Below are 20,292 nucleotides of genomic sequence, written 5' to 3' on the forward strand. Positions count from 1 at the left end.
CGGCGCGGATCAGGTGCAGTGTGCCTGGCGCGTCACCGCGCCGCGGATGTCCGCGAAGGTCTCCGCGTCCGTGCGCAGGGCTTCGGCCGCGGCCCTGCGCTCTGCGCTGACCGGGCTTTGGAAGGGGCGGCCGAGCTGGAGGAGCGTGGGTGTCGTCAGCGCGTACCGCAAGTCTTCCTACTCCGGCCAGCAGGGCGACTGCGTAGGGGTGGCGGAGGCCGCCGACGGCGGGCGGGCCGTCCGGGACAGCAAAGACACCGCCCGCCCCGGCATCCACTGCACCGCACTCGCGTGGGGCAGCTTCATCCGCGGCGTGAAGGACGCCGCCCGCCCCTGACGGTACGCACAGCTTCAGGCGCAGTGCGCCTGGCTCGACACCGCTTCCCGGAAGCCGGCGAAGATCTCCGCGTTCGTGCGCAGCGCGCCGGTGACGGATTCACTCTCGGTGGTCGACCGGAAAGGCCGTCCGAGCTGGAGCAGTGTGGGGATGCCTTCGCAGGTGAGGAGCGCTTCGTCGGCACGGCTGCCGCCATCGCGTCGACTCGTGGCGATCACAGTGGGATCCTGAGTGACGGTCAGATGCCGCACGATGAACTCGTCACCTGCCGGAGCGATGGCGCAGGACCAGAGGCGCAGGTCTCCTGATGTCACGTACTCCTGGAACGAAGTGCCAGGTGACGTCAGCGGGGCGAAGCCCGGCAGGCCGCAGGCCTTCGCCGGGTCGACCGGGCGGGGCGTGAGCAGCCGCGGAGTCTCGGCGGGCGAGGTGTAGGGCGTCTCGGCGCAACCGAGTTGCCTGGTCAGGTTGGCCGCGGACTTCATCAGGACATCGGTCATGCGCTTCTGGACCTCACCGTCCCGCCAGGCTTCTTCTTGGTCGTCCATCACGTGGATCTGAAGGTACGAGCTACCGGGGATGCCCAGACCGCGGGCGCATGGGACCGGCAGGAGAACGCCCGCGTAGGTCGTGTTGACCCACCCGGGTGCACCGCTGATCGGAGCGCGCCATGACGACTCGGCCGCGACTTCATCCGCCGTCTGCCATACGCCCATACCCTCGTCGACATCCCTGATCTCAAGGCTGAACTCGTAGTACTTCCGGTCGTCGCCGTATACCCAGCAGGAACGTGATCTCTTGGGGCCGTGCTCCTTCGAGCCGTACCGCTTGAACGGTTTCGGGCTCAGGGTCGCCACGTCATCAGCGGAGAGCGTGCCCCAGCAGAAGCTGGACTGTGGTGGCACCTCGTCCTCACCGCCCGCGAAGGCAAACACCAGCGCGCCCGCCATGACGGCCGCTCCGGCCACTACGGCGGCAATACGCGCCCTCAGCCCGTGCACCATTCCTCGTACCCTTCCATGAATCCACCGCACCGCAGCGTGCGGGCGGGCCGGGCGCGCATGGCTCAGGTGCAGTGGGCCTGGCGGGCCACCGCGTCCCGGAATCCCGCGAGGATCTCCGCATCCGTGCGCAACGGGCCGTCGCCCGGCGGCGCCTCGTCCGTGCGGCCGAGCTGGAGAAGGGTCGGTTTGCCCCCGCAGGTCAGCCGGGCCTCGCCGTACTGGGCACTGGTGTCTTCATCGGTCATGGCGAGCACCTCGGGATCCTGGGTGACCGTGACGTTCCGAAGGCCGTGCACGTCACCTGCGGGGCCGAAGGAACACGACCAGAGGCGGAAGTCCCCAGGCGTCACGTACTCCTGAAAGGGCTTGTCCGTAGAAGCCAGCGGGGCGAACCCCGGCAGCCCGCAGGCGGCCGCCGGATCCAGCGGGCGCGGCTCCAGCAGCTTCGGGGCATCTGCGGGCGGGGTGGATTCCTGCCCGGCCGTACAGCCGAGTTTGGCGGCCAAGCGGGTCGTGGCTGTCGCCAGCACGTGGACCAACTTCTGCTGTTGGACGCCGTCCTTCGCCGTGTTCTTCCGGTCCCCCGCGTGGACCTGGAGGTAGGGCCACGCGCCCTTGCCGAGCGCACGGGCGCAGGACGCGGGCAGCAGCCGACCGGCGTAGGTGGCGTTGACCCAGCCGGGCACTCCCGCGATCGGCGAGCGGAAGGGCGATTCGGCGGCTATGTCATCGGCCGCCCGCCAGATGCTGTCCCCGCCGATGACGTGTTTGATGTCCAGCGACAGCTCGGTACCGCCGCCGGCGGGGCCTACACCGCAGTACGAGAGACTCGGGTCCTCGAACTGGTTCGTGTTCTCGGTGTACCGCTCGGCGGGATGGGAGCTGAAGGCGGCAACGTCCTCGCGCGTAAGGAGCCCCCAGCAGAAGGAGTCGGATCCGGCCTGGTCCGTGCCTCCCCCGCGCAGCACGCCGAACACGATCGTCCCGGCCGCCAGTACCGCCACGGCCAGTGCGGCGATCAGACCCGTCCGCCGACGGCTCATTCCGTTGCCCACGCGCTAGCGCCGCCTTCCGATGAATCCCGAACCGTTGTTGAGGCCGTCGTTGTAGGCCGCCTTGCCATCCCGCTGGAGCACGCCCTCGAACTGTCCCGTGCCGCTGTCCAGGTCCAGTTGGGTGCCCGGCGGGAACTTGTCGGTGACGGCCTGCCTCAGCATGGCGTTGACAGTGTCCTGCCCGGCCGAGAACTGAGAGGCGAGATTCCCTCGGGTCTCCTTGTCCACCTGCGAATTGAGATTGTTCAAGTACTCGGTCGTGCCGATGTCCACGAGCCGCTGAAGCGTGTCTCCGGCCAGGGGGATGCCAGTGACCGGAGCGCCGATCATGTGGTACTGCATCATCTTGTTCCAGCCGTTGGCGCTCTTCTCGTCCTCGCCCTTCTGGAAGATGACATCGGCCCGGATCGCGTCCATCGTGCCCAGTGCCCGGTTGGACTCGGCAACGAAGCTGCCCAGTTCGGCACTGCCGGGAGCGTCCTTCCGGACGAAGGCCGCTCCGTCGTGCTTGTTGATCTCCTGGGCCGTGTACGTCGTCTGCGCGTCGAGCATCTGCCCGAAGGCACGGGGGTCCTCCCCAATCGCCCGCATCACGGGGACCAGGTCCTTCTGCGGAATGTCGAGCCCGCTGTAGCTCGTCCTGGTGTCCACGTCCTTGCCCAGGATCTGGTGCACGTCACCCGCGTAGTCGGCGAACATGCCGCCCATGGAGCTGCGCAGTCCGGCCGGCATCTCGGACGGGTCGTCCGCGATGCCGTGCCCGTACGCCATCACGGTCTGAGAGAAGATCGCCGCCTGGACCGGGTCGTGCTTGGCCGGTATCTCCGGGACCGGGATGCCGGGGGCGTGTCCGGTTGCGGCGGCCTCCAGGGCGGCGCCGAACTGGGTGCGGGCGGATGTCTTGAGCAGATCGGCCGGCATCTTGTTCTCGACGTCGCCGCCGGGCCAGTCGCGGTCCTTGAGGAAGTAGTTCAGGTTGTCGCCGTGGGCCGGGTCGAAGTAGGCCGTGGACGCCTCGGGGTTGCGGCTGAAGGCCTTCATCAGGCCGCCCATGGGGTCTTCCTGGGTGCCGACCCAGTTCTTGTCCATGCCCTCGTAGGGGTGCTTGGTGTGGGTCTCCCAGTCGCGGATCGAGTTGCCGACCGAGGAGAGGAAGGCTCCGTCGTACTTGGCGTCGCCGGCGCCCATCATCTTGGTGAGGACCCCGTAGCCGTGTGCCCCGCCCTGGATCGAGCCCGGGTGCTGCGCCGGCAGGTCGTTGCCGTTGCGGGCGAGTTCCAGGAGGCGGTCGGTCCACGGGGTGTGGGAGCCGGTGACCGGGCCCATGAAGGGGCCGAGGGGTGCGCCGGGGGCGGTGGCCGTGGCGACGGTGCCGGAGAGGGCGTTGAGCAGTCGGGTTTCGGCGCCGGATATCTGGCCGTCGCGGCCGCCGCCCTCCAGGTTGGCGGCCAGCAGGAGCAGTGCCTCCTGGTCCGTGCGGCCCGCGAAGTCGAGGTGGGTGAGCAGCTCCGCGCTGAACGCGGGAGAGTTCTTGCCGCGTTCGGTGAGTTCGAGGAGCCGGGACCGCTCCTTGTCGTCCAGGTGGTCGACCCGGGTGAGGAGCTTGGCGGCCTCCTGGGCGTCCTTGCGGTCCTGGGCGTCCTTCTCTCCCTGGCGGGCCTTCGCCGCGTCCTGGAGGGAGTTGTAGTCGGTGCTGCCGAAGTCGTTCGGGTGGTCCTTGATCAGGCTGCGCAAACCCCAGGCGCAGAGCTGGTCCGCATCGGCGGCCCGACCCAGGATGGCTTCGAGCCGTTGCCGCAGGGCGTCGAAGTCCGCCTGGGTGGCGAGTGGTTCGGCGCTGTCCTTGCTGCGCCGGTCGGGGTGGACGCGGTGGCTCAGCACACCGTTCGGGTAGATGGTGATCCCCGGCGGCGGGGTCTCGTAGGCCGTCTTCAGTTCGGTCTTGGCCGCCTTGATCTTCTCGGCCGCGTCCTTGAGGAGGTCGCGGACGCTCTCCGCCTCGGTGACGGCGTCGCCGAACTCCTTGGCGGTCTTGGCTATGAACGGCTGCGTGACCGTGGCGTTCTCACCCCGCCACACGGCTCCGTCGGCGCGGGTCTTCATCGCGCCGGCCTCGGTGCGCAGCTGTTCGAGGCGGGTGATCATCTGCGTCCAGTCGGTGACTGCGGTGTCCAGGGGCTCCAGGTTGATGTTCAGGAGCTGCTCGAACGTCGGCATTGCGGCTCCCTCACTTGAAGAGTTCGTTGATCCTGGACGCGCTCAGGGACTTGAGGCCCGTCTCGATCCACTGATCCGTCGCCTGGTTGCTCGATGCGCTGTACTCCAGGTGGTTCGAGATGTGCGCGCACGCCTGCTTCAGGGTGGTGACCTGCGTGTCCCACACCCCGTTCAGCTCGGCCAGGGCGCCGCCCATGTCGAATCCGCTGCCCTTGAGTCCCGTCGCGGCGGCCTCGCTGCCCGCCTTCGCGTGCTTGCCGGCCCCGTCCATCCCGTTGAAGAGCTGGTACGCGTCGTGGCCGATCCGGCCCAGGTCGTCGGCGTGGACGATGTAGTCGGCGGTGCCCGGACCGCCTCCGTACTCCCCCGTCCCACCGGGGTCGTACGCGGGCGCACTGTTCAGCCTCATTAACGCTTCGCTCTTGTGCTGCTGCCACTCCTCGCTGAACGACACGCGAGTCCCCCGCTTCAGTCCGTTCGAACACGTCAGCGTCGGCACGGTACACAAACCGGCCGTCCCCGAACGGCGGGATGATCACTTCATACGGGTTCCGTACGCGGAACTTGCGCCATGCCCCCCCAGGGCAGCCCGGCGGGTCACCGCGGGCGTCGCCTGCACCCCCGTGACAGGCGACGCCCGCGGCATTCAAGTGTGTTCCTCCGCAAGGTCAGTTGTGGAGGTGATTTCTAGAAATGTATTCTAGTTACCTCGCCCATGGAACGTCCGGGTCCCGGTAGAAGCCGATGCCCTGCGCATCGAGGCGGGGCTGCTGCGCCGCCAGGCGGCGGCTGTACGAGGTCCAGTCCAGCGAGCCCGCCGGGGACCAGCCGAGCTCCGCCAGGCCCAGGACCCGCGGGAACGCCATCAGCTCCCAGTCGGCCCGCGTCGCGACGTTCTCCGTCCACAGCGGGGCCTCCACGCCCAGGACGGCGGACTCCGGGACCCCGGCCAGGTAGGACCCCGGGTTCCAGGAGTACGCCCGCCGCACCGGTACGTACCCGGCCCACGCCAGCCCCGGCTTCGTCGCCGCCTCGTACTTCATGTCCAGATACAGCCGGTCCGCCGGCGACAGGACCAGCCGGTGCCCGGCCTTGGCCGCCGCCACCACGGCCGCCCGGTCCGCGGCCGGGGTCTTGTCGTGTCCCCAGTACTGCAGCACCGCCCCCTGCGCCGGCCGCGCCGCCGCCAGCTGGTGCCAGGCCACCACCGTCTTCCCGTACCGGCCCACCACCGCCTGTGCACGGTCCATGAAGGACGCATAGTCCGCCGCCGGCGTCACGTGCGCCTCGTCGCCGCCGATGTGCAGGTAGCGGCCCGGGGTCAGCGCCGCCAGCTCGCCGAGCACCTCGTCGATGAACTCGTACGTCCGCTCCTTGCCGACGCACAGCGAGCTGAAGCCCACCTTCGTCCCGATGTACCGGTCCGGGGCCTTCCCGTCGCAGTTCAGTTCGGCGTAGGAGGCGAGCGCCGCGTTCACGTGCCCCGGCATGTCGATCTCCGGGACCACGTCCACGTACCGCTCCCCCGCGTAGGCCACCAGCTCCCGGTACTCGTCCTTCGTCCAGTGCCCGCCGGGACCGCCGCCGACCTCGCCGGCGCCCCCGTACTCCGCCAGCCGCGGCCAGGAGTCGACCGCGAGCCGCCACCCCTGGTCGTCGGTCAGGTGCAGGTGCAGCGTGTTGACCTTGTACTGGGCGAGCTGGTCCACGTACCGCTTGACCTGCTCCACCGAGAAGAAGTGCCGCGCGATGTCGACCATCGCCCCCCGGTACGCGAAGCGCGGCCGGTCCGTGACCGTCCCGCCCGGCACCGTCCCGGAACCGGTCACCGGCACCAGCTGCCGCAGTGTCTGCCCCGCGCGGAAGAGCCCGGCCGGGGTCCGCGCGGTGAGGGTGATCCCGCCGGGGCCGGACTCCAGCCGGTACCCCTCTTCCCCCAGTCCTTCGGCCTCCTCGTCGATCCTGAGCCGGATCCCGTCCCCCTGCGCCCCGTCGACCACCGGCAGCGGCAGGCCGCTCGGGCCGCGCAGCTGCTCCGCGAGGAGCTCGCCCACCCGGCGGACCTCCTCGCCCGCCCCCCGGCCGGTACGGATGACCGTGCCGGCCCCGAAGGAGTAGCCGGGCCCTTCGGCTCGCGCGGAGTGCGGCGCCGGCAGCAGCCGCTCGAAGGGGGCGAGGGCCGCGGGCGGATCGTCGCCGGGTCTGGCGTCGTCCCCGTGGGCGGCGGTGCAGGAAACGGAACCACCGAGGACGCCGAGGGCGAGGAGGGTGCCGAGCGTGCGTCGCAGTCGCAGGACTCTCATGGCCCAGGTATAGGCCAACTGGCCCGTCTCCGACGATGGGAGAATCGCCGGATGGCGGAAATCATCCAGAAGGACGGCACTTGGAGCTTCGACGGGGACGCGGTGCGCATCGTGCCGGGCCGCGACAAGGGGGTGGCGCTGTTGCGGCAGACCCTCGGCGAGGTGGTCGTACCGCTGCGCGCGCTCGCGGGGATCTCGTACGAGCCGAGCCGCAAGGCGGGCCGGCTCCGGCTGCGGCTGCGTGACGGCGCGGACCCACTGCTCCAGGTGACGGGCGGACGCCTGCCGGAGGCCTCCGACCCGTACCGGCTGACCGTGGAGTCGGACCGCAGCGGGGTCGCGGAGTACTTCGTCGACGAGGTCCGCAACGCCCTGCTGCTGGACCAGGTGGACCCCGGCCCGGTGGACACGTACCTGCTGCCGGGGCCGCCGGTGCCGATCGCGGTGGGCGCGGGCGACGGGACGGCGGCCTTCGACGGCGACCGGGTGGCCCTGGACTGGAACTGGACCACGGAGGAGGCCAAGCGCTCCGCAGGGCCGCGGGAATTCCGGATCGCCGACCTGCGCTCGGTGGAGTGGTCCCCGTCGAAGGGCCTGGAGAACGGCTGGCTGCGCTTCACCCTGACGGGTGCCCCGCCGGCCCCGGCACCCAAGTACGACCCGCACACCGTGGAGCTCTTCGGCTTCAAGAAGGACCCGCTGATGGCGCTGGTCGCGGCGGCCGTGGCCGTACGGATGCCCCACCCGACGGCGCCCCCGGAGGGCCCGGCCGACGTCGTCGCCGCGCCCGCGGAGCTCTCCTCGGCGGGCGCCCCCGCCGAGGACCACGACGCCCTGCTGCGGCGGCTGCGCGAGCTGGGCGATCTGCACCAGGCGGGGGTCCTGACGGCCGAGGAGTTCACCGCGGCGAAACAGGCCGTTTTGCAGCGTTTTTAACCGGACCGACGCATTCCCTGGTCCAGACCAGGGGGATCCTGCCCGATTTCGGGCAGGATCTTTGCGTTCGGCGCCGTTAGCCGACAATATCTACGAGTGCTCGATCGCCGCCCGTCGCATGACGACCTCGTCGACCACCTGGTGCGCAGCACCGCGCTGCAGCGCGGCGAGGCCGCCCGGGTGGTGCTCGACGTGCTCGCCTACTTCGACGAGACGACCGAGGAGTTCGTCCGCCGCCGCCACCGGGAACTGCAGTCCGGCGGAGCGGTCAACGCGGAGATCTTCGAGCGGATCGCGGCCGAGCTGCCGCACCGCGCCGTGGCGCCTCCGGAGCTCTCGCTCCGGCAGCTGCGCCGCATCGTCTACGGCTGAGCCGGCGGCCGCGGGCGCGGCTGCGGGCGAGTACACGAACCGAACTTCAGGAGGGGCAAAACCGTATGTGCGGAATCGTCGGTTACATCGGCAAGCGTGACGTGGCACCGCTGCTGCTGGAGGGCCTGCAGCGGCTGGAGTACCGCGGGTACGACTCCGCGGGCATCGTCGTGAACAGCCCGAAGGCGTCCACCCTGAAGGTGGTCAAGGCCAAGGGCCGCGTCCGCGAGCTGGAGTCCCGCGTCCCCAAGCGCTTCACCGGCACCACCGGCATCGCGCACACCCGCTGGGCCACGCACGGCGCCCCGAGCGACATCAACTCGCACCCGCACCTCGACGCCGAGAACAAGGTCGCCGTCGTCCACAACGGCATCGTCGACAACGCCTCCGAGCTGCGCGCCAAGCTCGAGGCCGACGGCGTCGTCTTCGTGTCGGAGACCGACACCGAGGTCATCGTCCACCTGATCGCCCGCTCCGAGGCCGACTCCCTGGAGGAGAAGGTCCGCGAGGCCGTCAAGGCGATCGAGGGCACCTACGGCATCGCCGTCATGCACGCCGACTTCGCCGACCGCATCGTCGTCGCCCGCAACGGCTCCCCGGTCGTCCTGGGCATCGGCGAGAAGGAGATGTTCGTCGCCTCGGACGTCGCCGCCCTGGTCGCGCACACCCGCCAGGTCGTCACCCTCGACGACGGCGAGATGGCCACCCTCAAGGCCGACGACTTCCGCACCTACACCACCAGCGGTGCCACCACCACCGCCACGCCGGAGACCGTGGAGTGGGAGGCCGCCTCCTACGACATGGGCGGCCACGACACGTACATGCACAAGGAGATCTCCGAGCAGCCCGACGCGGTCGACCGCGTGCTGCGCGGCCGGATCGACGACCGCTTCAACACCGTGCACCTGGGCGGCCTGAACCTGGACCCGCGCGAGGCGCGCGGCATCCGCCGGGTCAAGATCCTCGGCTGCGGCACCTCGTACCACGCGGGCCTCATCGGCGCCGGCCTCATCGAGGGCATGGCCCGCATCCCCGCGGACGCCGAGCCGGCCTCCGAGTTCCGCTACCGCAACCCGGTCGTGGACCCCGACACCCTCTACATCGCGGTGTCGCAGTCCGGTGAGACCTACGACGTGCTCGCGGCCGTGCAGGAGCTCAAGCGCAAGGGCGCCCGCGTCCTCGGCGTGGTCAACGTGGTCGGCTCCGCGATCGCCCGCGAGGCCGACGGCGGCGTGTACGTGCACGCCGGCCCCGAGGTCTGCGTCGTCTCCACCAAGTGCTTCACCAACACGGTCGTGGCCTTCGCGCTGCTCGCCGTGCACCTGGGCCGCATCCGCGACCTCTCGGTCACCGACGGCAAGCGGATCATCGAGGGCCTGCGCAAGCTGCCCGCGCAGATCCAGGAGATCCTCGACGGCGAAGAGGACATCAAGAAGCTGGCCGCCGAGTTCGCCGAGGCCAAGTCGATGATGTTCATCGGCCGGGTGCGCGGCTACCCGGTGGCCCTGGAGGCCTCCCTCAAGCTGAAGGAGATCTCCTACATCCACGCCGAGGCCTACCCGGCCTCCGAGCTCAAGCACGGTCCCCTCGCCCTGATCGAGCCCTCGCTGCCGACGGTCGCGATCGTCCCGGACGACGACCTGCTCGAGAAGAACCGCGCGGCGCTGGAGGAAATCAAGGCCCGCAGCGGCCGGATCCTGGCGGTCGCCCACCGCGAGCAGGAGAAGGCGGACCACACCATCGTGGTCCCCAAGAACGAGGACGAGCTGGACCCGATCCTGATGGGCATCCCGCTCCAGCTGCTGGCGTACCACACGGCCCTGGCCATGGGCCGGGACATCGACAAGCCGCGCAACCTGGCGAAGTCGGTCACCGTCGAGTAGCCGACGGCCCCCCGTCACATGGATCGACCCCCGTGCGCCGTGCGCCCGGGGGTCGATCCCTTTGGATCCCTTTGGATCCCTGCGGATCCCGGTGGTGCTCAGCTCGCGGCGACCGCGCCGCGCCGGGACTTGCCGACGGCCATCGGCCAGTGCGCCAGGGCCGCGGTGGCCCCGTACCAGGCCAGCAGTCCGGACACGGCGGCGACCCAGCCGCCCGCCTTGGCGAGCCCGCCGCTGTCCATGAACGAACCTACCGCCAGCAGGACGAGCGACAGGGTCAGCAGGCCGTAGACGCCCTGGCCGAACAGACCGCTCGCGGCGGCGACCGCAAGGGTCAGCGCGAGCATCGCGAACAGGACAAGAAACGTTCCGGCGGCTTCGTCCGAGACCGAAGCGCCCGCGCCCTTGGCCCACGTGAACCAGAAGATGCCGAGGCCCGCGAACGCGGTGCCGTTGAACCCGTTGCCGCCGCGGTACTCAAGGAGCCCGAGGAGGAACAGGGCCGCGCCGCCGACGTACATCGCGAGCGACACGGAACTGGCAGCGGACACGCCGTCGATGACACCGGTGTGGCCGATACCGAATGCGAGAAGGGTGAGACCCAGGGCGATGTTCCCGAGGGTCGAAGTCGAGGCCGTGCTTCCCGCAGAGACACCATTGTCCACGGCGGGCTCCCTTCGATCTGCAGTTGTTTGCTGCGTCCCAGCAGCATTTATCTACCCTTTACACGAGGGCACAACCGCACAATCGACTTAACAGGGGGTCACGGAATGACAACAACGGGTCGCTGCGCGCGCTTGGCCAGACGGCCGGCCACCGATCCGAAGATCCGGCCCACGATCCCGTGCGTGGAGCCGACCACGATGGCGTCGGCCGAATACTCCCGGCCGACCTCCTCCAGCTCGTGGCAGATGTCACCGCCCCGCTCGACCAGGATCCACGGCACTTCCGCCAGGTAGTCCGCGCAGGCGAGTTCCAGCCCGAGCACCTCGGTGCGGTGGTCCGGCACGTCCACGAAGACCGGCGGCTCGCACCCCGCCCACACGGTGGTGGGCAGCCGGTTGGCGACATGGACGATGATCAGACCCGAGCCGGAGCGCCGGGCCATGCCGATCGCGTACGCGAGGGCGCGCTCACTCGACGTGGATCCGTCGAATCCCACAACGACTCCGTGCCGGAAGGCCGGATCGCAGGGCTGGCGCGTCTGTTCCACCGCGCGCACATCGGCGGCCGACGCGGGGTCGGCGAGGCGTTTGCGCTTGCGGTCCGCGGGTTCGGAGAATTCGTGACCGGCCATCGGTGTCTCGGCGAAGGGTCCTTGGAGGAAGCAACAGGGGCGAAATCGGCGACGCAGTGTGACGGAGCTCTGTCCGGGAAGCATCTTCCCAAGCCCATACCCACCAGGGTACGGCGACACTCCTGTCCTGCACAGGGCTTGCCGCCCTTGGAGAGCGTCCCAGGGAGCATGCCGGAGCGAGCGCTCCTTGGCAATGACCACTGTCCCCTACAGCCAGTGACGAGTTGACCCGCCGCCACCCGTGCGCGCAGTGACCGAGCCGCGCCGCGCGGCGTTGGACACGAGTCCGACCGTCCAGGAAGAGCCCGCAGGGAGTACGCCGTGCCCGGTCATCCGGTTCACCCCGTCCAGCCAGCTCAGCCGACGCAGTCCGTCCGGTCCCTCCAGAGCGCCGACCCGGGCCCGCACTTCGCCCCGTCTCCGCGCCCGGGCCACCACTCGACCCTTCACCCGTCCGTGCAGTCGGCCGGACGCACCCATGACGACCCTTCGGGTGACGTGGTGCGCTGGGCCGCCTTCAGCTGCCTGCTCGTCCCCGTGGTCCTCGTCGTCTACGGAACCTCCTTCGGCGGGGCGGCCGTCGCGACCCTCGGCCTGCTCGCCGTGACGGCCGCGTGCCGGATTCTGCTGCGCCACTCGGAGAAGAACGAGCGGGCGGCCGCCAGGGTCCTGGCGGAGGAACGGCCTCCGCCCTCCCGCCGGCGCCGGCACTCGCGCAGCGGGGCCGGGAACCGCCGCGGCCGCCACGGCTCCGGCGCCGGGTCCCCGCACGACTGACTCATTCGCACACCCACACACGCATGTTTTCAGCCAACTTCCCGGCAGGGTGCCCTCCTTGCCGGAATGTCCCCCCACCCCCCTCACCACCAGCGACTACAGACCTCGGGGGGGCGTAGCGGCCCTACGGGTACTGGCCACGGCCGGTGGGCGGACTTCCCATTCGGGTAGCGGAGCGGAACGCTTACTGATCGAATGCTTTTCGCCAAGTTGAGAAGTCGACATAGCGCTGCGTGCTGAACTTGTCACGCCGACACCACGGGACGCAGTAGATTCGATCATGTATTTACGGCGGGGGATCCACGTGCAAGGCCGAGGGGAAACGTGCAGGTGCGACCAGACCAAGGAGTCGCGACACCCAAGGGGGGCTTAGCGCCATGAGCCAGGATTCCACCGCCGTCGTCACAGACGCCGGCCGGAAGCTCGCGGGGCGTCGCCGCAGGGAGATCGTCGCGGTGCTGCTCTTCAGCGGCGGACCGATCTTCGAGAGCTCCATTCCACTTTCCGTGTTCGGCATTGACCGGCAGGACGCGGGAGTTCCACGCTATCGACTGCTCGTGTGCGCCGGTGAGGACGGTCCGCTCAGGACCACCGGCGGACTCGAACTGACCGCGCCATACGGGTTGGAGGCGATCGCCCGGGCAGGCACGGTCGTCGTTCCCGCCTGGCGCTCCATCACATCACCGCCGCCCCCCGAGGCGTTGGACGCACTGCGTCTGGCGCACGAGGAGGGCGCCCGGATCGTCGGACTGTGCACGGGAGCCTTCGTGCTCGCCGCCGCAGGCCTGCTGGACGGCCGGCCCGCGACGACGCACTGGATGTACGCGCCGACGCTGGCCAAGCGCTACCCGTCCGTCCACGTCGATCCGCGCGAACTGTTCGTCGACGACGGCGACGTGCTCACGTCCGCGGGCACCGCGGCCGGAATCGACCTGTGCCTGCACATCGTGCGCACGGACCACGGCAGCGAGGCGGCCGGGGCCCTGGCCCGCAGGCTCGTCGTGCCGCCCCGCCGCACGGGCGGACAGGAGCGGTATCTCGACCGGTCGCTGCCGGAGGAGATCGGCGCCGACCCGCTGGCCGAGGTCGTCGCCTGGGCGCTGGAACACCTCCACGAGCAGTTCGACGTGGAGACCCTGGCGGCCCGCGCCTACATGAGCAGGCGCACCTTCGACCGCCGGTTCCGCTCGCTCACCGGCAGTGCGCCGCTGCAGTGGCTGATCACCCAGCGGGTGCTCCAGGCGCAGCGGCTGCTGGAGACCTCCGACTACTCGGTCGACGAGGTCGCCGGGCGCTGCGGGTTCCGCTCGCCGGTCGCCCTGCGGGGTCACTTCCGGCGGCAGCTGGGGTCCTCCCCGGCCGCCTACCGCTCCGCCTACCGGGCACGCCGACCGCAGGCCGACGTGGCGCAGGTGGCCGAGATCTCGGCGGGGCCGGTTCCGCACCAGCGCACTCCGCAGCCCCACCGGGCGGCGGCGGCCCTGGCCGCGGCGGGCCCGACGGTGACGGAGCTGTACGCCCCGGGCCGGGTCCTGCGGGAACACGCGTAACCCCCACAACGGGTACGGCAAGGGAGGTCCTCCATCGGTCACCGCCGATGGGGGACCTTCCGCTTATGCGGTCCGCTCCGCAAGGGACCGCATAAGGTGGGACACATGAACGATCGCATGGTGTGGATCGACTGCGAGATGACCGGGCTCTCGTTGACGGACGACGCACTTATCGAGGTGGCCGCACTGGTCACCGACTCGGAGCTCAACGTGCTCGGCGAAGGCGTGGACATCGTGATCCGCCCGCCGGACGCGGCCCTGGAGACCATGCCCGACGTGGTGCGCGAGATGCACACCGCCTCCGGCCTGCTCGACGAGCTGGCCGGCGGGACCACGCTCGCGGATGCCGAGGCGCAGGTCCTGGCGTACGTGCGGGAGCACGTGAAGGAGCCCCGCAAGGCGCCGCTCTGCGGGAACTCGGTCGGCACCGACCGCGGCTTCCTGCTGCGCGACATGGCCGCGCTGGAGAGCTACCTCCACTACCGGATCGTGGACGTGTCCTCCGTCAAGGAGCTGGCGCGGCGCTGGTACCCGCGGGCGTACTTCAACAGCCCGCCGAAGAACGGCAACCACCGGGCGCTGGCGGACATCAAGGACTCCATCACCGAGCTGCGCTACTACCGGGAGGCGGTCTTCGTGCCGCAGCCCGGGCCCGACTCGGACACGGCCCGGAGCATCGCCGCCAAGCACGCCGCGCCGGGCGCGTAGCGGCTCCCGCGGAGAGGGGTGCGGGAAAGGGTGGAGCGAGCACCCTCCCGGACCCTGTACCCTTTTCTTCGGCCGGTCGGTTTTCCGACCGGACATGGTGGGTGTAGCTCAGTTGGTAGAGCACCTGGTTGTGGTCCAGGTGGCCGCGGGTTCAAGTCCCGTCACTCACCCTGCGGGAAGGCCCCGGTCGCGGAAGCGACCGGGGCCTTCTGCGTTCCTACGAGGACTCGCGGACCACCAGCCGGTTCGGCAGCACGACGGACGCCTCGGCCGCCTCCCCGGCGATCCTCGCCAGCAGCACCTGCGCCATGGTGCGGCCCATCTCCTCGATCGGCTGCCGGACGCTGGTCAGCGGCGGGTCCATGTGCCGGGCCACCACCGAGTCGTCGAAGCCGACCAGCGCCACGTCCTGCGGTATCCGGCGGCCGGCCGCGCGCAGCTCCCGCAGGGCGCCCGCCGCCATGACGTCCGAGGCGGCGAAGACCGCGTCGAGGCCCGGGCGGCGTTCCAGCAGTTCGCGCATGGCCCGGCGGCCGCCGTCCTCGGTGAAGTCGCCGACCGAGATCAGCAGCTCGTCGACCTGGTGTCCGGCGGCGGCCAGGGCCTGCCGGTAGCCGTCGAGGCGGCACTGGGCCCCGTACACGTCCAGCGGGCCGGTGATCGTGGCGACCGTGCGGCGGCCGCGCGCGAGGAGGTGGCGTACGGCCTCTGCAGCGCCCGCCAGGTTGTCGGAGTCCACGCAGGGGAGGGTCTCGGCGGCGGAGCGGCGGCCGCTGATCACCGTCGGGATGCCGAGCTCGGCCAGCAGCTCCGGCAGTGGGTCCCCGGCGTGGACGGAGACGAGCAGTACGCCGTCCACGCGGTGCCCGGACAGGTACTGGGCGAGGCGGCGGCGCTCGCGGTCGCTGCCCGCCAGGGTCAGGACGAGCTGGACGTCGGTCTCGGCGAGGGCGGCGCCGACCCCGCGGACCACTTCGGAGAAGTAGGGCTCGGCGAAGAAGCGGGCCTCGGGCTCGGGGATGACGAGGGCGATGGCGTCGGTGCGGTTGGCGGCCAGCGCCCGCGCGGCGCGGTTCGGTACGTACCCCAGCTCCGCCACGGCCGCCTCGACGGCGGCCCGGGTACGCTCGCTGACCTTGGGGGATCCGTTGATCACCCGGGAGACCGTGCCGCGCCCTACCCTGGCGCGCGCCGCGACCTCCTCCAGCGTGGGCCGTCCCCCGCTGCGCCCGTGCCCGTTCATGGCTTCCTCCCGGTTGTGAATCTACCCCTTGACGACTGTGGGAGCGCTCCCACACTGTGTCACAGAACACCCGGCACGTTCCGTCCTTCAGGGAGGATGCACATGCGAGCCCAAGCCCGAGTGCGAAGAAACCTCGTCACGGTGGTCACCGCGGTGGGAGCGGCCGCCCTGCTGCTCGCGGGATGCGCGCAGGACCCGGCCGAGAAGCCGGACGCCGGCGCCCAGGACGGCGGCAAGGGGAAGACCACCCTCACCGTCGGGGTCTTCGGGGCCTTCGGCCTGAAGGAGGCCGGGCTCTACGACGAGTACATGGCGCAGAATCCCGGGATCCGGATCGAGCAGACCTCCATCGAGCGCAACGAGAACTACTACCCCCAGCTCCTCACCCACCTGGGCACCGGCAGCGGGCTCGCGGACATCCAGGCCGTCGAGGTCAACAACATCGCCGAGATCACCGCCACCCAGGCCGACAAGCTCGTCGACCTCGGCAAGGCGCCCGGTGTCGACAAGGCCGCCTACCTGCCGTGGAAGTGGGCGCAGGGCACGGCGAGCGCGGCGAAGGGCGGGGCCACGGTCGGCCTCGGCACCGACATAGGCCCGCAGGGCATCTGCTACCGCAAGGACCTCTTCGAGGCGGCCGGGCTGCCCACCGACCGGGCGGCGGTCGGGGCGCTGTGGGCGGGCGACTGGAACAAGTACCTGGAGGCGGGCCGGGCGTACAAGGCGAAGGCCGGCGACGGAAAGGCCTTCGTGGACTCGGCGTCGGGTGTGATGGCGGCGGTGACCGGAAGCAGCGCCCAGCGCTTCTACGACGAGCAGGGCAAGGTCGTCTACAAGACCAACCCGGCGGTGCACGGGGCCTTCGACCTGGCGGCCTCCTTCGCCACCGACGGGCTGAGCGCCAAGCTCCAGCAGTTCACCCCGGGCTGGGACCAGGGCTTCGCCAACGGCTCCTTCGCCACGGTCTCCTGCCCGGCCTGGATGCTCGGCTACATCCAGGACAAGGCGGGACCGGCGGGCAAGGACAAGTGGGACGTGGCGCAGGCGCCGAAGCCCAGCAACTGGGGCGGCTCCTTCCTCATCGTGCCGAAGGCGGGCAAGCACGCCGAGGAGGCGGCGAAGCTGGCGGCCTGGCTGACGGCGCCGGCGCAGCAGGCGAAGCTCTTCGAGAAGCGGGGCAGCTTCCCGAGCGCGAGCGCCGCGTACAAGCTGCCGGCGGTGTCGGGCGCGCAGCACGCGTACTTCGGCGGCGCCCCGATCGGCGAGATCTTCGCGAAGGCGGCCGAAGGGGTGCCGGTGACGGTGGTCGGCCCGAAGGACCTGGTGATCGCGCAGAACCTGGCGGACATCGGCATGCTCCAGGTCGACCAGAAGGGCCGGTCGCCTCAGGAGGGCTGGGAGGCCGCCGTGAAGGCGATCGACAACGCCCTGGATCAGTGAGGCGCAAGTGACGGACGAGACCGCTGTCCTGTCCCCTTCCGCCGTCGGCCCGCACCGGCCGGCGGCGGAGGGGGGCGGCCGGGGCCGGCCGGGCCAGGTGTGGCGCTCGCGCCGCTACCGCTGGGACCTGCGCTTCAGCCCGTACGCCTTCGTGGCGCCCTTCTTCCTCTTCTTCGCCGCCTTCGGGCTGTTCCCGCTGCTCTACACGGGCTGGGCTGCGCTGCACCAGGTGGAACTGACCGATCCCGACAGCATGACGTGGGTGGGGCTGAGGAACTTCACCCGGCTGTGGGACGACGAGTTCTTCTGGAACGCGCTGCGCAACACCTTCACCATCGGGCTGCTGTCCACGGTTCCGCAGCTGGCGATCGCGCTCGGCCTGGCCCATCTGCTCAACTACAAGCTGCGCGGGTCCGCCTTCTTCCGGGTCGCGCTGCTCACCCCGTACGCGACCTCGGTGGCGGCCGCCACCCTCGTCTTCGTGCTGCTCTTCGGCCGGGACTACGGGATGGTCAACTGGGTGCTCTCGACGGTCGGTTTCGGGGCGGTCGACTGGCAGAACGGCACCTTCGCCTCGCAGTTGGCGGTCTCCACCATCGTGATCTGGCGGTGGACCGGCTACAACGCGCTGATCTACCTGGCCGCCATGCAGGCCGTGCCGGGCGAGCTCTACGAGTCCGCCGCGCTGGACGGGGCCTCGCGCTGGCAGCAGTTCCGCCACGTCACGGTGCCCTCGCTGCGGCCGACGATCTTCTTCACCTGTGTCGTGTCGACGATCGGGGCGACCCAGCTGTTCGGGGAGCCGCTGCTGTTCAACGGCGGGTCGGGCGCGACGGGCGGCTCGGACCACCAGTTCCAGACGCTCGGGCTGTACCTGTACGAGCAGGGCTGGGTGAACCTGCACCTCGGGCGGGCCTCGGCGATCGCATGGGCGATGTTCCTGATCCTGCTGCTGATCGCCGGGGCGGCGCGGCTGCTGCGCGGACGGAAGGACTCCCGATGAGATCACTGCGCGCGGGCCGGCTCACGTACCTGGTGCTCGGCCTCTTCACCGCCGGCTCGCTCTTCCCGCTCGTGTGGACGGCGATCGCGGCCTCCCGGAACAGCACGCGCCTGGCCCAGACCCCGCCGCCGTTCTGGTTCGGCGGGAACCTGGGGCGCAACCTCCAGATCGCCTGGACCGACGCCAACATGGGCACCGCCCTGCTGAACACCGTGATCGTGGCGGGCACGGTCACCGCGGGCACCGTGCTCTTCTCCACCCTGGCGGGCTTCGCCTTCGCCAAACTCCGCTTCCGCGGCCGCCGGATGCTGATGTCGCTCGTGATCGGGACGATGCTGATCCCGCCGCAGCTGAGCGTGGTGCCGCTCTACATGCTGATCGCGCGGCTGTCGTGGACCGACCGGCTCCAGGCGGTGATCCTGCCGACCCTGGTGGGCGCCTTCGGGGTGTTCTTCATGCGCCAGTACCTGGTGCACGCGCTGCCGATCGAACTGGTGGAGGCCGCACGCACCGACGGGGCGAGCTCCCTGCGGGTCATGTGGCACGTGGTGTTCCCGGCGGCCCGGCCGGCGATGGCGGTGCTGGGGATGCTCACCTTCGTCATGGCCTGGAACGACTTCTTCTGGCCGATCGTCGCGCTGACCCAGAACGGCAGCCCGACGGTGCAGGTGGCCCTGACCGGGCTGGGCCGGGGCTACATACCGGACCAGTCGGTGATCATGGCGGGCGCCCTGCTGGGCACGCTCCCGCTGCTGCTGGTGTTCATCGTCTTCGGCCGCCAGATCGTCGGCGGCATCATGCAGGGAGCGGTCAAGGGATGACGGACATGCGATTTCCCGAGGGGTTCCTGTGGGGCACCGCCACGGCGGCCTTCCAGATCGAGGGCGCGGCCGCCTCGCGCGGGCCTTCCATCTGGGACACGTTCTGCGCCACGCCGGGGAAGGTGTACGGCGGGCACACGGGCGAGGTGGCGGTCGACCACCACCGGCTGTGGCGCGAGGACGTCCGGATGATGGCCGAACTGGGGCTCGGCGCGTACCGGTTCTCGGTGTCCTGGCCGCGCGTGCTCGCCGACGGGATCGGCTTCTACGACGCGCTCGTGGACGAGCTGCTCTCCCACGGGATCACGCCCTGCGCGACCCTCTACCACTGGGACCTGCCGCAGGAGCTGGAGGCCGCCGGCGGCTGGCCCGAACGGGAGACGGCCTACGCCTTCGCCTCGTACACGGCCCAGGTCGCGGAGGTGCTCGCCGACCGGGTGGAGCTCTGGACCACGCTCAACGAGCCCTGGTGCAGCGCCTTCCTCGGCTACGCCTCCGGCGTGCACGCCCCGGGCCGCACCTCCCCCGCCGACTCGCTGCGCGCCGCCCACCACCTGAACCTGGCCCACGGCCTGGCCGCCGCCGCCCTGCCCTCCCGGTCCCGGGTCGGCATCGCGCTCAACCCCAGCGCGGTGCGGCCGCTGACCCGCTCGGCGGCCGACGCGGACGCCGCGCGCCGCATCGACGCACTCGCCAACAGGATCTTCACCGGGCCGCTGCTGCACGGCGCCTACCCGCAGGACCTGCTCGCGGACACCGCCGCGCTGACCGACTGGTCCTTCGTCCGCACGGGCGACGAGGCGCTGATCCACCAGCCGCTGGACTTCCTCGGCGTGAACTACTACACGCCGGCAGTGGTGTCGGCGGCCCCCGGCGGGGACGGCCCGCGCGCCGACGGCCACGGCGGCACCGCCCACTCCCCCTGGCCCGCCGCGGACACGGTGGCCTTCCACCAGCCCCCGGGCGAGCAGACCGACATGGGTTGGTCGATCGACCCGACCGGCCTGTACGACCTGCTGATGCGCTTCACCCGCGAGGCGCCCGGCCTGCCGCTGCTGGTCACCGAGAACGGCGCGGCCTACGCCCCGGACCTGCACGATCCGCTCCGCATCGCCTACCTGGAGGCCCATCTCGCCACCGTCCACCGCGCCTTGGCGGACGGCGCCCCCGTCGAGGGCTACTTCCTGTGGTCGCTGCTGGACAACTTCGAGTGGTCCTACGGCTACAGCAAGCGCTTCGGCATCGTGCACGTCGACTACGAGACCCAGACCCGCACCCCGCGCTCCAGCGCCCACTGGTACGCCCGCCTGGCCCGCAAGGGCGTGATGCCCGCGGGCTTGTAGATT

The 20,292-nt window shown here is 70.6% G+C and carries 19 protein-coding genes and 1 tRNA gene; 12 read left to right on the forward strand and 8 right to left on the reverse strand.

The window, feature by feature from the left end; genetic code table 11:
* Positions 1-46 precede the first annotated feature (46 nt).
* Entirely contained in the window at positions 47-337 is a 291-nt protein-coding gene (locus OG332_RS16095) for a DUF397 domain-containing protein (protein WP_327414136.1), read from the forward strand.
* A 14-nt stretch (positions 338-351) separates the two neighbouring features.
* Here OG332_RS16095 and OG332_RS16100 read toward each other — a convergent pair whose 3' ends face one another.
* The 5 genes from OG332_RS16100 to OG332_RS16120 form a co-directional block, all read right to left on the reverse strand.
* Entirely contained in the window at positions 352-1,287 is a 936-nt protein-coding gene (locus OG332_RS16100) for a hypothetical protein (RefSeq protein ID WP_327414137.1), read from the reverse strand.
* Between the two features lie 116 nt (positions 1,288-1,403).
* Entirely contained in the window at positions 1,404-2,396 is a 993-nt protein-coding gene (locus OG332_RS16105) for a hypothetical protein (protein ID WP_327414138.1), read from the reverse strand.
* Between the two features lie 3 nt (positions 2,397-2,399).
* Positions 2,400-4,613, reverse strand: a complete 2,214-nt coding sequence (locus OG332_RS16110) for a DUF6571 family protein (protein ID WP_327414139.1) — start codon at positions 4,611-4,613, stop codon at positions 2,400-2,402.
* A gap of 10 nt (positions 4,614-4,623) precedes the next feature.
* Positions 4,624-5,067 carry a hypothetical protein gene (locus OG332_RS16115; RefSeq protein WP_327414140.1) on the reverse strand — a complete coding sequence of 148 codons (444 nt, stop codon included), beginning with the start codon at positions 5,065-5,067 and terminating at the stop codon, positions 4,624-4,626.
* A 250-nt stretch (positions 5,068-5,317) separates the two neighbouring features.
* Complete coding sequence (locus tag OG332_RS16120; RefSeq protein WP_327414141.1) at positions 5,318-6,916, reverse strand: beta-N-acetylhexosaminidase; 1,599 nt, start codon at positions 6,914-6,916, stop codon at positions 5,318-5,320.
* 51 nt (positions 6,917-6,967) lie between these two features.
* Between OG332_RS16120 and OG332_RS16125 the strand changes: the two genes are divergently transcribed.
* From OG332_RS16125 to glmS, 3 genes are all read left to right on the forward strand, one after another.
* Positions 6,968-7,852 carry a DUF4429 domain-containing protein gene (locus OG332_RS16125; protein WP_327414142.1) on the forward strand — a complete coding sequence of 295 codons (885 nt, stop codon included), beginning with the start codon at positions 6,968-6,970 and terminating at the stop codon, positions 7,850-7,852.
* A 96-nt stretch (positions 7,853-7,948) separates the two neighbouring features.
* Positions 7,949-8,224: a hypothetical protein gene (locus tag OG332_RS16130; protein WP_030008735.1), complete on the forward strand. Its 276-nt coding sequence runs from the start codon at positions 7,949-7,951 to the stop codon at positions 8,222-8,224.
* A 65-nt stretch (positions 8,225-8,289) separates the two neighbouring features.
* On the forward strand, positions 8,290-10,107 hold the full coding sequence (gene glmS, locus OG332_RS16135; protein ID WP_327414143.1) for a glutamine--fructose-6-phosphate transaminase (isomerizing): 1,818 nt from the start codon (positions 8,290-8,292) through the stop codon (positions 10,105-10,107).
* Between the two features lie 98 nt (positions 10,108-10,205).
* Here glmS and OG332_RS16140 read toward each other — a convergent pair whose 3' ends face one another.
* Both OG332_RS16140 and OG332_RS16145 read right to left on the reverse strand, forming a co-directional pair.
* A complete protein-coding gene (locus OG332_RS16140; protein WP_327414144.1) occupies positions 10,206-10,772 on the reverse strand; it encodes an acetate uptake transporter in 567 nt (188 codons plus the stop codon).
* 98 nt (positions 10,773-10,870) lie between these two features.
* Entirely contained in the window at positions 10,871-11,404 is a 534-nt protein-coding gene (locus tag OG332_RS16145) for a universal stress protein (protein ID WP_327414145.1), read from the reverse strand.
* Positions 11,405-11,725: 321 nt separating this feature from the next.
* Between OG332_RS16145 and OG332_RS16150 the strand changes: the two genes are divergently transcribed.
* The 4 genes from OG332_RS16150 to OG332_RS16165 all read left to right on the forward strand — a co-directional run bounded on the left by OG332_RS16150 (position 11,726) and on the right by OG332_RS16165 (position 14,609).
* The gene (locus OG332_RS16150; RefSeq protein ID WP_442816160.1) at positions 11,726-12,181 is read left to right on the forward strand and encodes a hypothetical protein; all 456 of its coding nucleotides are present in this window, start codon (positions 11,726-11,728) and stop codon (positions 12,179-12,181) included.
* Positions 12,182-12,558: 377 nt separating this feature from the next.
* A complete protein-coding gene (locus tag OG332_RS16155) occupies positions 12,559-13,731 on the forward strand; it encodes a helix-turn-helix domain-containing protein (RefSeq protein WP_327414146.1) in 1,173 nt (390 codons plus the stop codon).
* A 105-nt stretch (positions 13,732-13,836) separates the two neighbouring features.
* Complete coding sequence (gene orn / locus OG332_RS16160; protein WP_327414147.1) at positions 13,837-14,439, forward strand: oligoribonuclease; 603 nt, start codon at positions 13,837-13,839, stop codon at positions 14,437-14,439.
* Positions 14,440-14,536: 97 nt separating this feature from the next.
* Positions 14,537-14,609, forward strand: a tRNA-His gene (locus OG332_RS16165).
* Between the two features lie 47 nt (positions 14,610-14,656).
* Here the strand turns inward: OG332_RS16165 and OG332_RS16170 are convergent.
* On the reverse strand, positions 14,657-15,682 hold the full coding sequence (locus OG332_RS16170; protein ID WP_327414148.1) for a LacI family DNA-binding transcriptional regulator: 1,026 nt from the start codon (positions 15,680-15,682) through the stop codon (positions 14,657-14,659).
* A 102-nt stretch (positions 15,683-15,784) separates the two neighbouring features.
* Here OG332_RS16170 and OG332_RS16175 point away from each other — a divergent pair, with 102 nt between their 5' ends.
* The 4 genes from OG332_RS16175 to OG332_RS16190 are packed head-to-tail and all read left to right on the forward strand — an operon-like array spanning position 15,785 to position 20,289.
* Entirely contained in the window at positions 15,785-17,122 is a 1,338-nt protein-coding gene (locus tag OG332_RS16175) for an ABC transporter substrate-binding protein (protein WP_327414149.1), read from the forward strand.
* Positions 17,123-17,129: 7 nt separating this feature from the next.
* A complete protein-coding gene (locus OG332_RS16180; RefSeq protein ID WP_442816161.1) occupies positions 17,130-18,125 on the forward strand; it encodes a carbohydrate ABC transporter permease in 996 nt (331 codons plus the stop codon).
* Complete coding sequence (locus tag OG332_RS16185) at positions 18,122-18,946, forward strand: carbohydrate ABC transporter permease (protein WP_327414150.1); 825 nt, start codon at positions 18,122-18,124, stop codon at positions 18,944-18,946. The genes OG332_RS16180 and OG332_RS16185 overlap by 4 nt, the downstream gene beginning before the upstream one ends.
* Positions 18,943-20,289: a GH1 family beta-glucosidase gene (locus OG332_RS16190; protein ID WP_327414151.1), complete on the forward strand. Its 1,347-nt coding sequence runs from the start codon at positions 18,943-18,945 to the stop codon at positions 20,287-20,289. Before OG332_RS16185 ends, OG332_RS16190 begins: the two co-directional genes overlap by 4 nt.
* Positions 20,290-20,292: the final 3 nt, after the last annotated feature.

Origin of the sequence: Streptomyces sp. NBC_01233 (assembly GCF_035989305.1) — a bacterium.
GTDB lineage: Bacteria > Actinomycetota > Actinomycetes > Streptomycetales > Streptomycetaceae > Streptomyces.

Excerpts from the sequence above, each read along its gene's own strand:
- OG332_RS16095 (WP_327414136.1), top strand. The coding sequence starts at position 47 with ATGTCCGCGAAGGTCTCCGCGTCCGTGCGCAGGGCTTCGGCCGCGGCC.
- OG332_RS16100 (WP_327414137.1), bottom strand. The coding sequence starts at position 1,287 with ATGGCGGGCGCGCTGGTGTTTGCCTTCGCGGGCGGTGAGGACGAGGTG.
- OG332_RS16110 (WP_327414139.1), bottom strand. The coding sequence starts at position 4,613 with ATGCCGACGTTCGAGCAGCTCCTGAACATCAACCTGGAGCCCCTGGAC.
- OG332_RS16120 (WP_327414141.1), bottom strand. The coding sequence starts at position 6,916 with ATGAGAGTCCTGCGACTGCGACGCACGCTCGGCACCCTCCTCGCCCTC.
- OG332_RS16125 (WP_327414142.1), top strand. The coding sequence starts at position 6,968 with ATGGCGGAAATCATCCAGAAGGACGGCACTTGGAGCTTCGACGGGGAC.
- glmS (WP_327414143.1), top strand. The coding sequence starts at position 8,290 with ATGTGCGGAATCGTCGGTTACATCGGCAAGCGTGACGTGGCACCGCTG.
- OG332_RS16145 (WP_327414145.1), bottom strand. The coding sequence starts at position 11,404 with ATGGCCGGTCACGAATTCTCCGAACCCGCGGACCGCAAGCGCAAACGC.
- OG332_RS16155 (WP_327414146.1), top strand. The coding sequence starts at position 12,559 with ATGAGCCAGGATTCCACCGCCGTCGTCACAGACGCCGGCCGGAAGCTC.
- orn (WP_327414147.1), top strand. The coding sequence starts at position 13,837 with ATGAACGATCGCATGGTGTGGATCGACTGCGAGATGACCGGGCTCTCG.
- OG332_RS16170 (WP_327414148.1), bottom strand. The coding sequence starts at position 15,682 with ATGAACGGGCACGGGCGCAGCGGGGGACGGCCCACGCTGGAGGAGGTC.
- OG332_RS16175 (WP_327414149.1), top strand. The coding sequence starts at position 15,785 with ATGCGAGCCCAAGCCCGAGTGCGAAGAAACCTCGTCACGGTGGTCACC.
- OG332_RS16185 (WP_327414150.1), top strand. The coding sequence starts at position 18,122 with ATGAGATCACTGCGCGCGGGCCGGCTCACGTACCTGGTGCTCGGCCTC.
- OG332_RS16190 (WP_327414151.1), top strand. The coding sequence starts at position 18,943 with ATGACGGACATGCGATTTCCCGAGGGGTTCCTGTGGGGCACCGCCACG.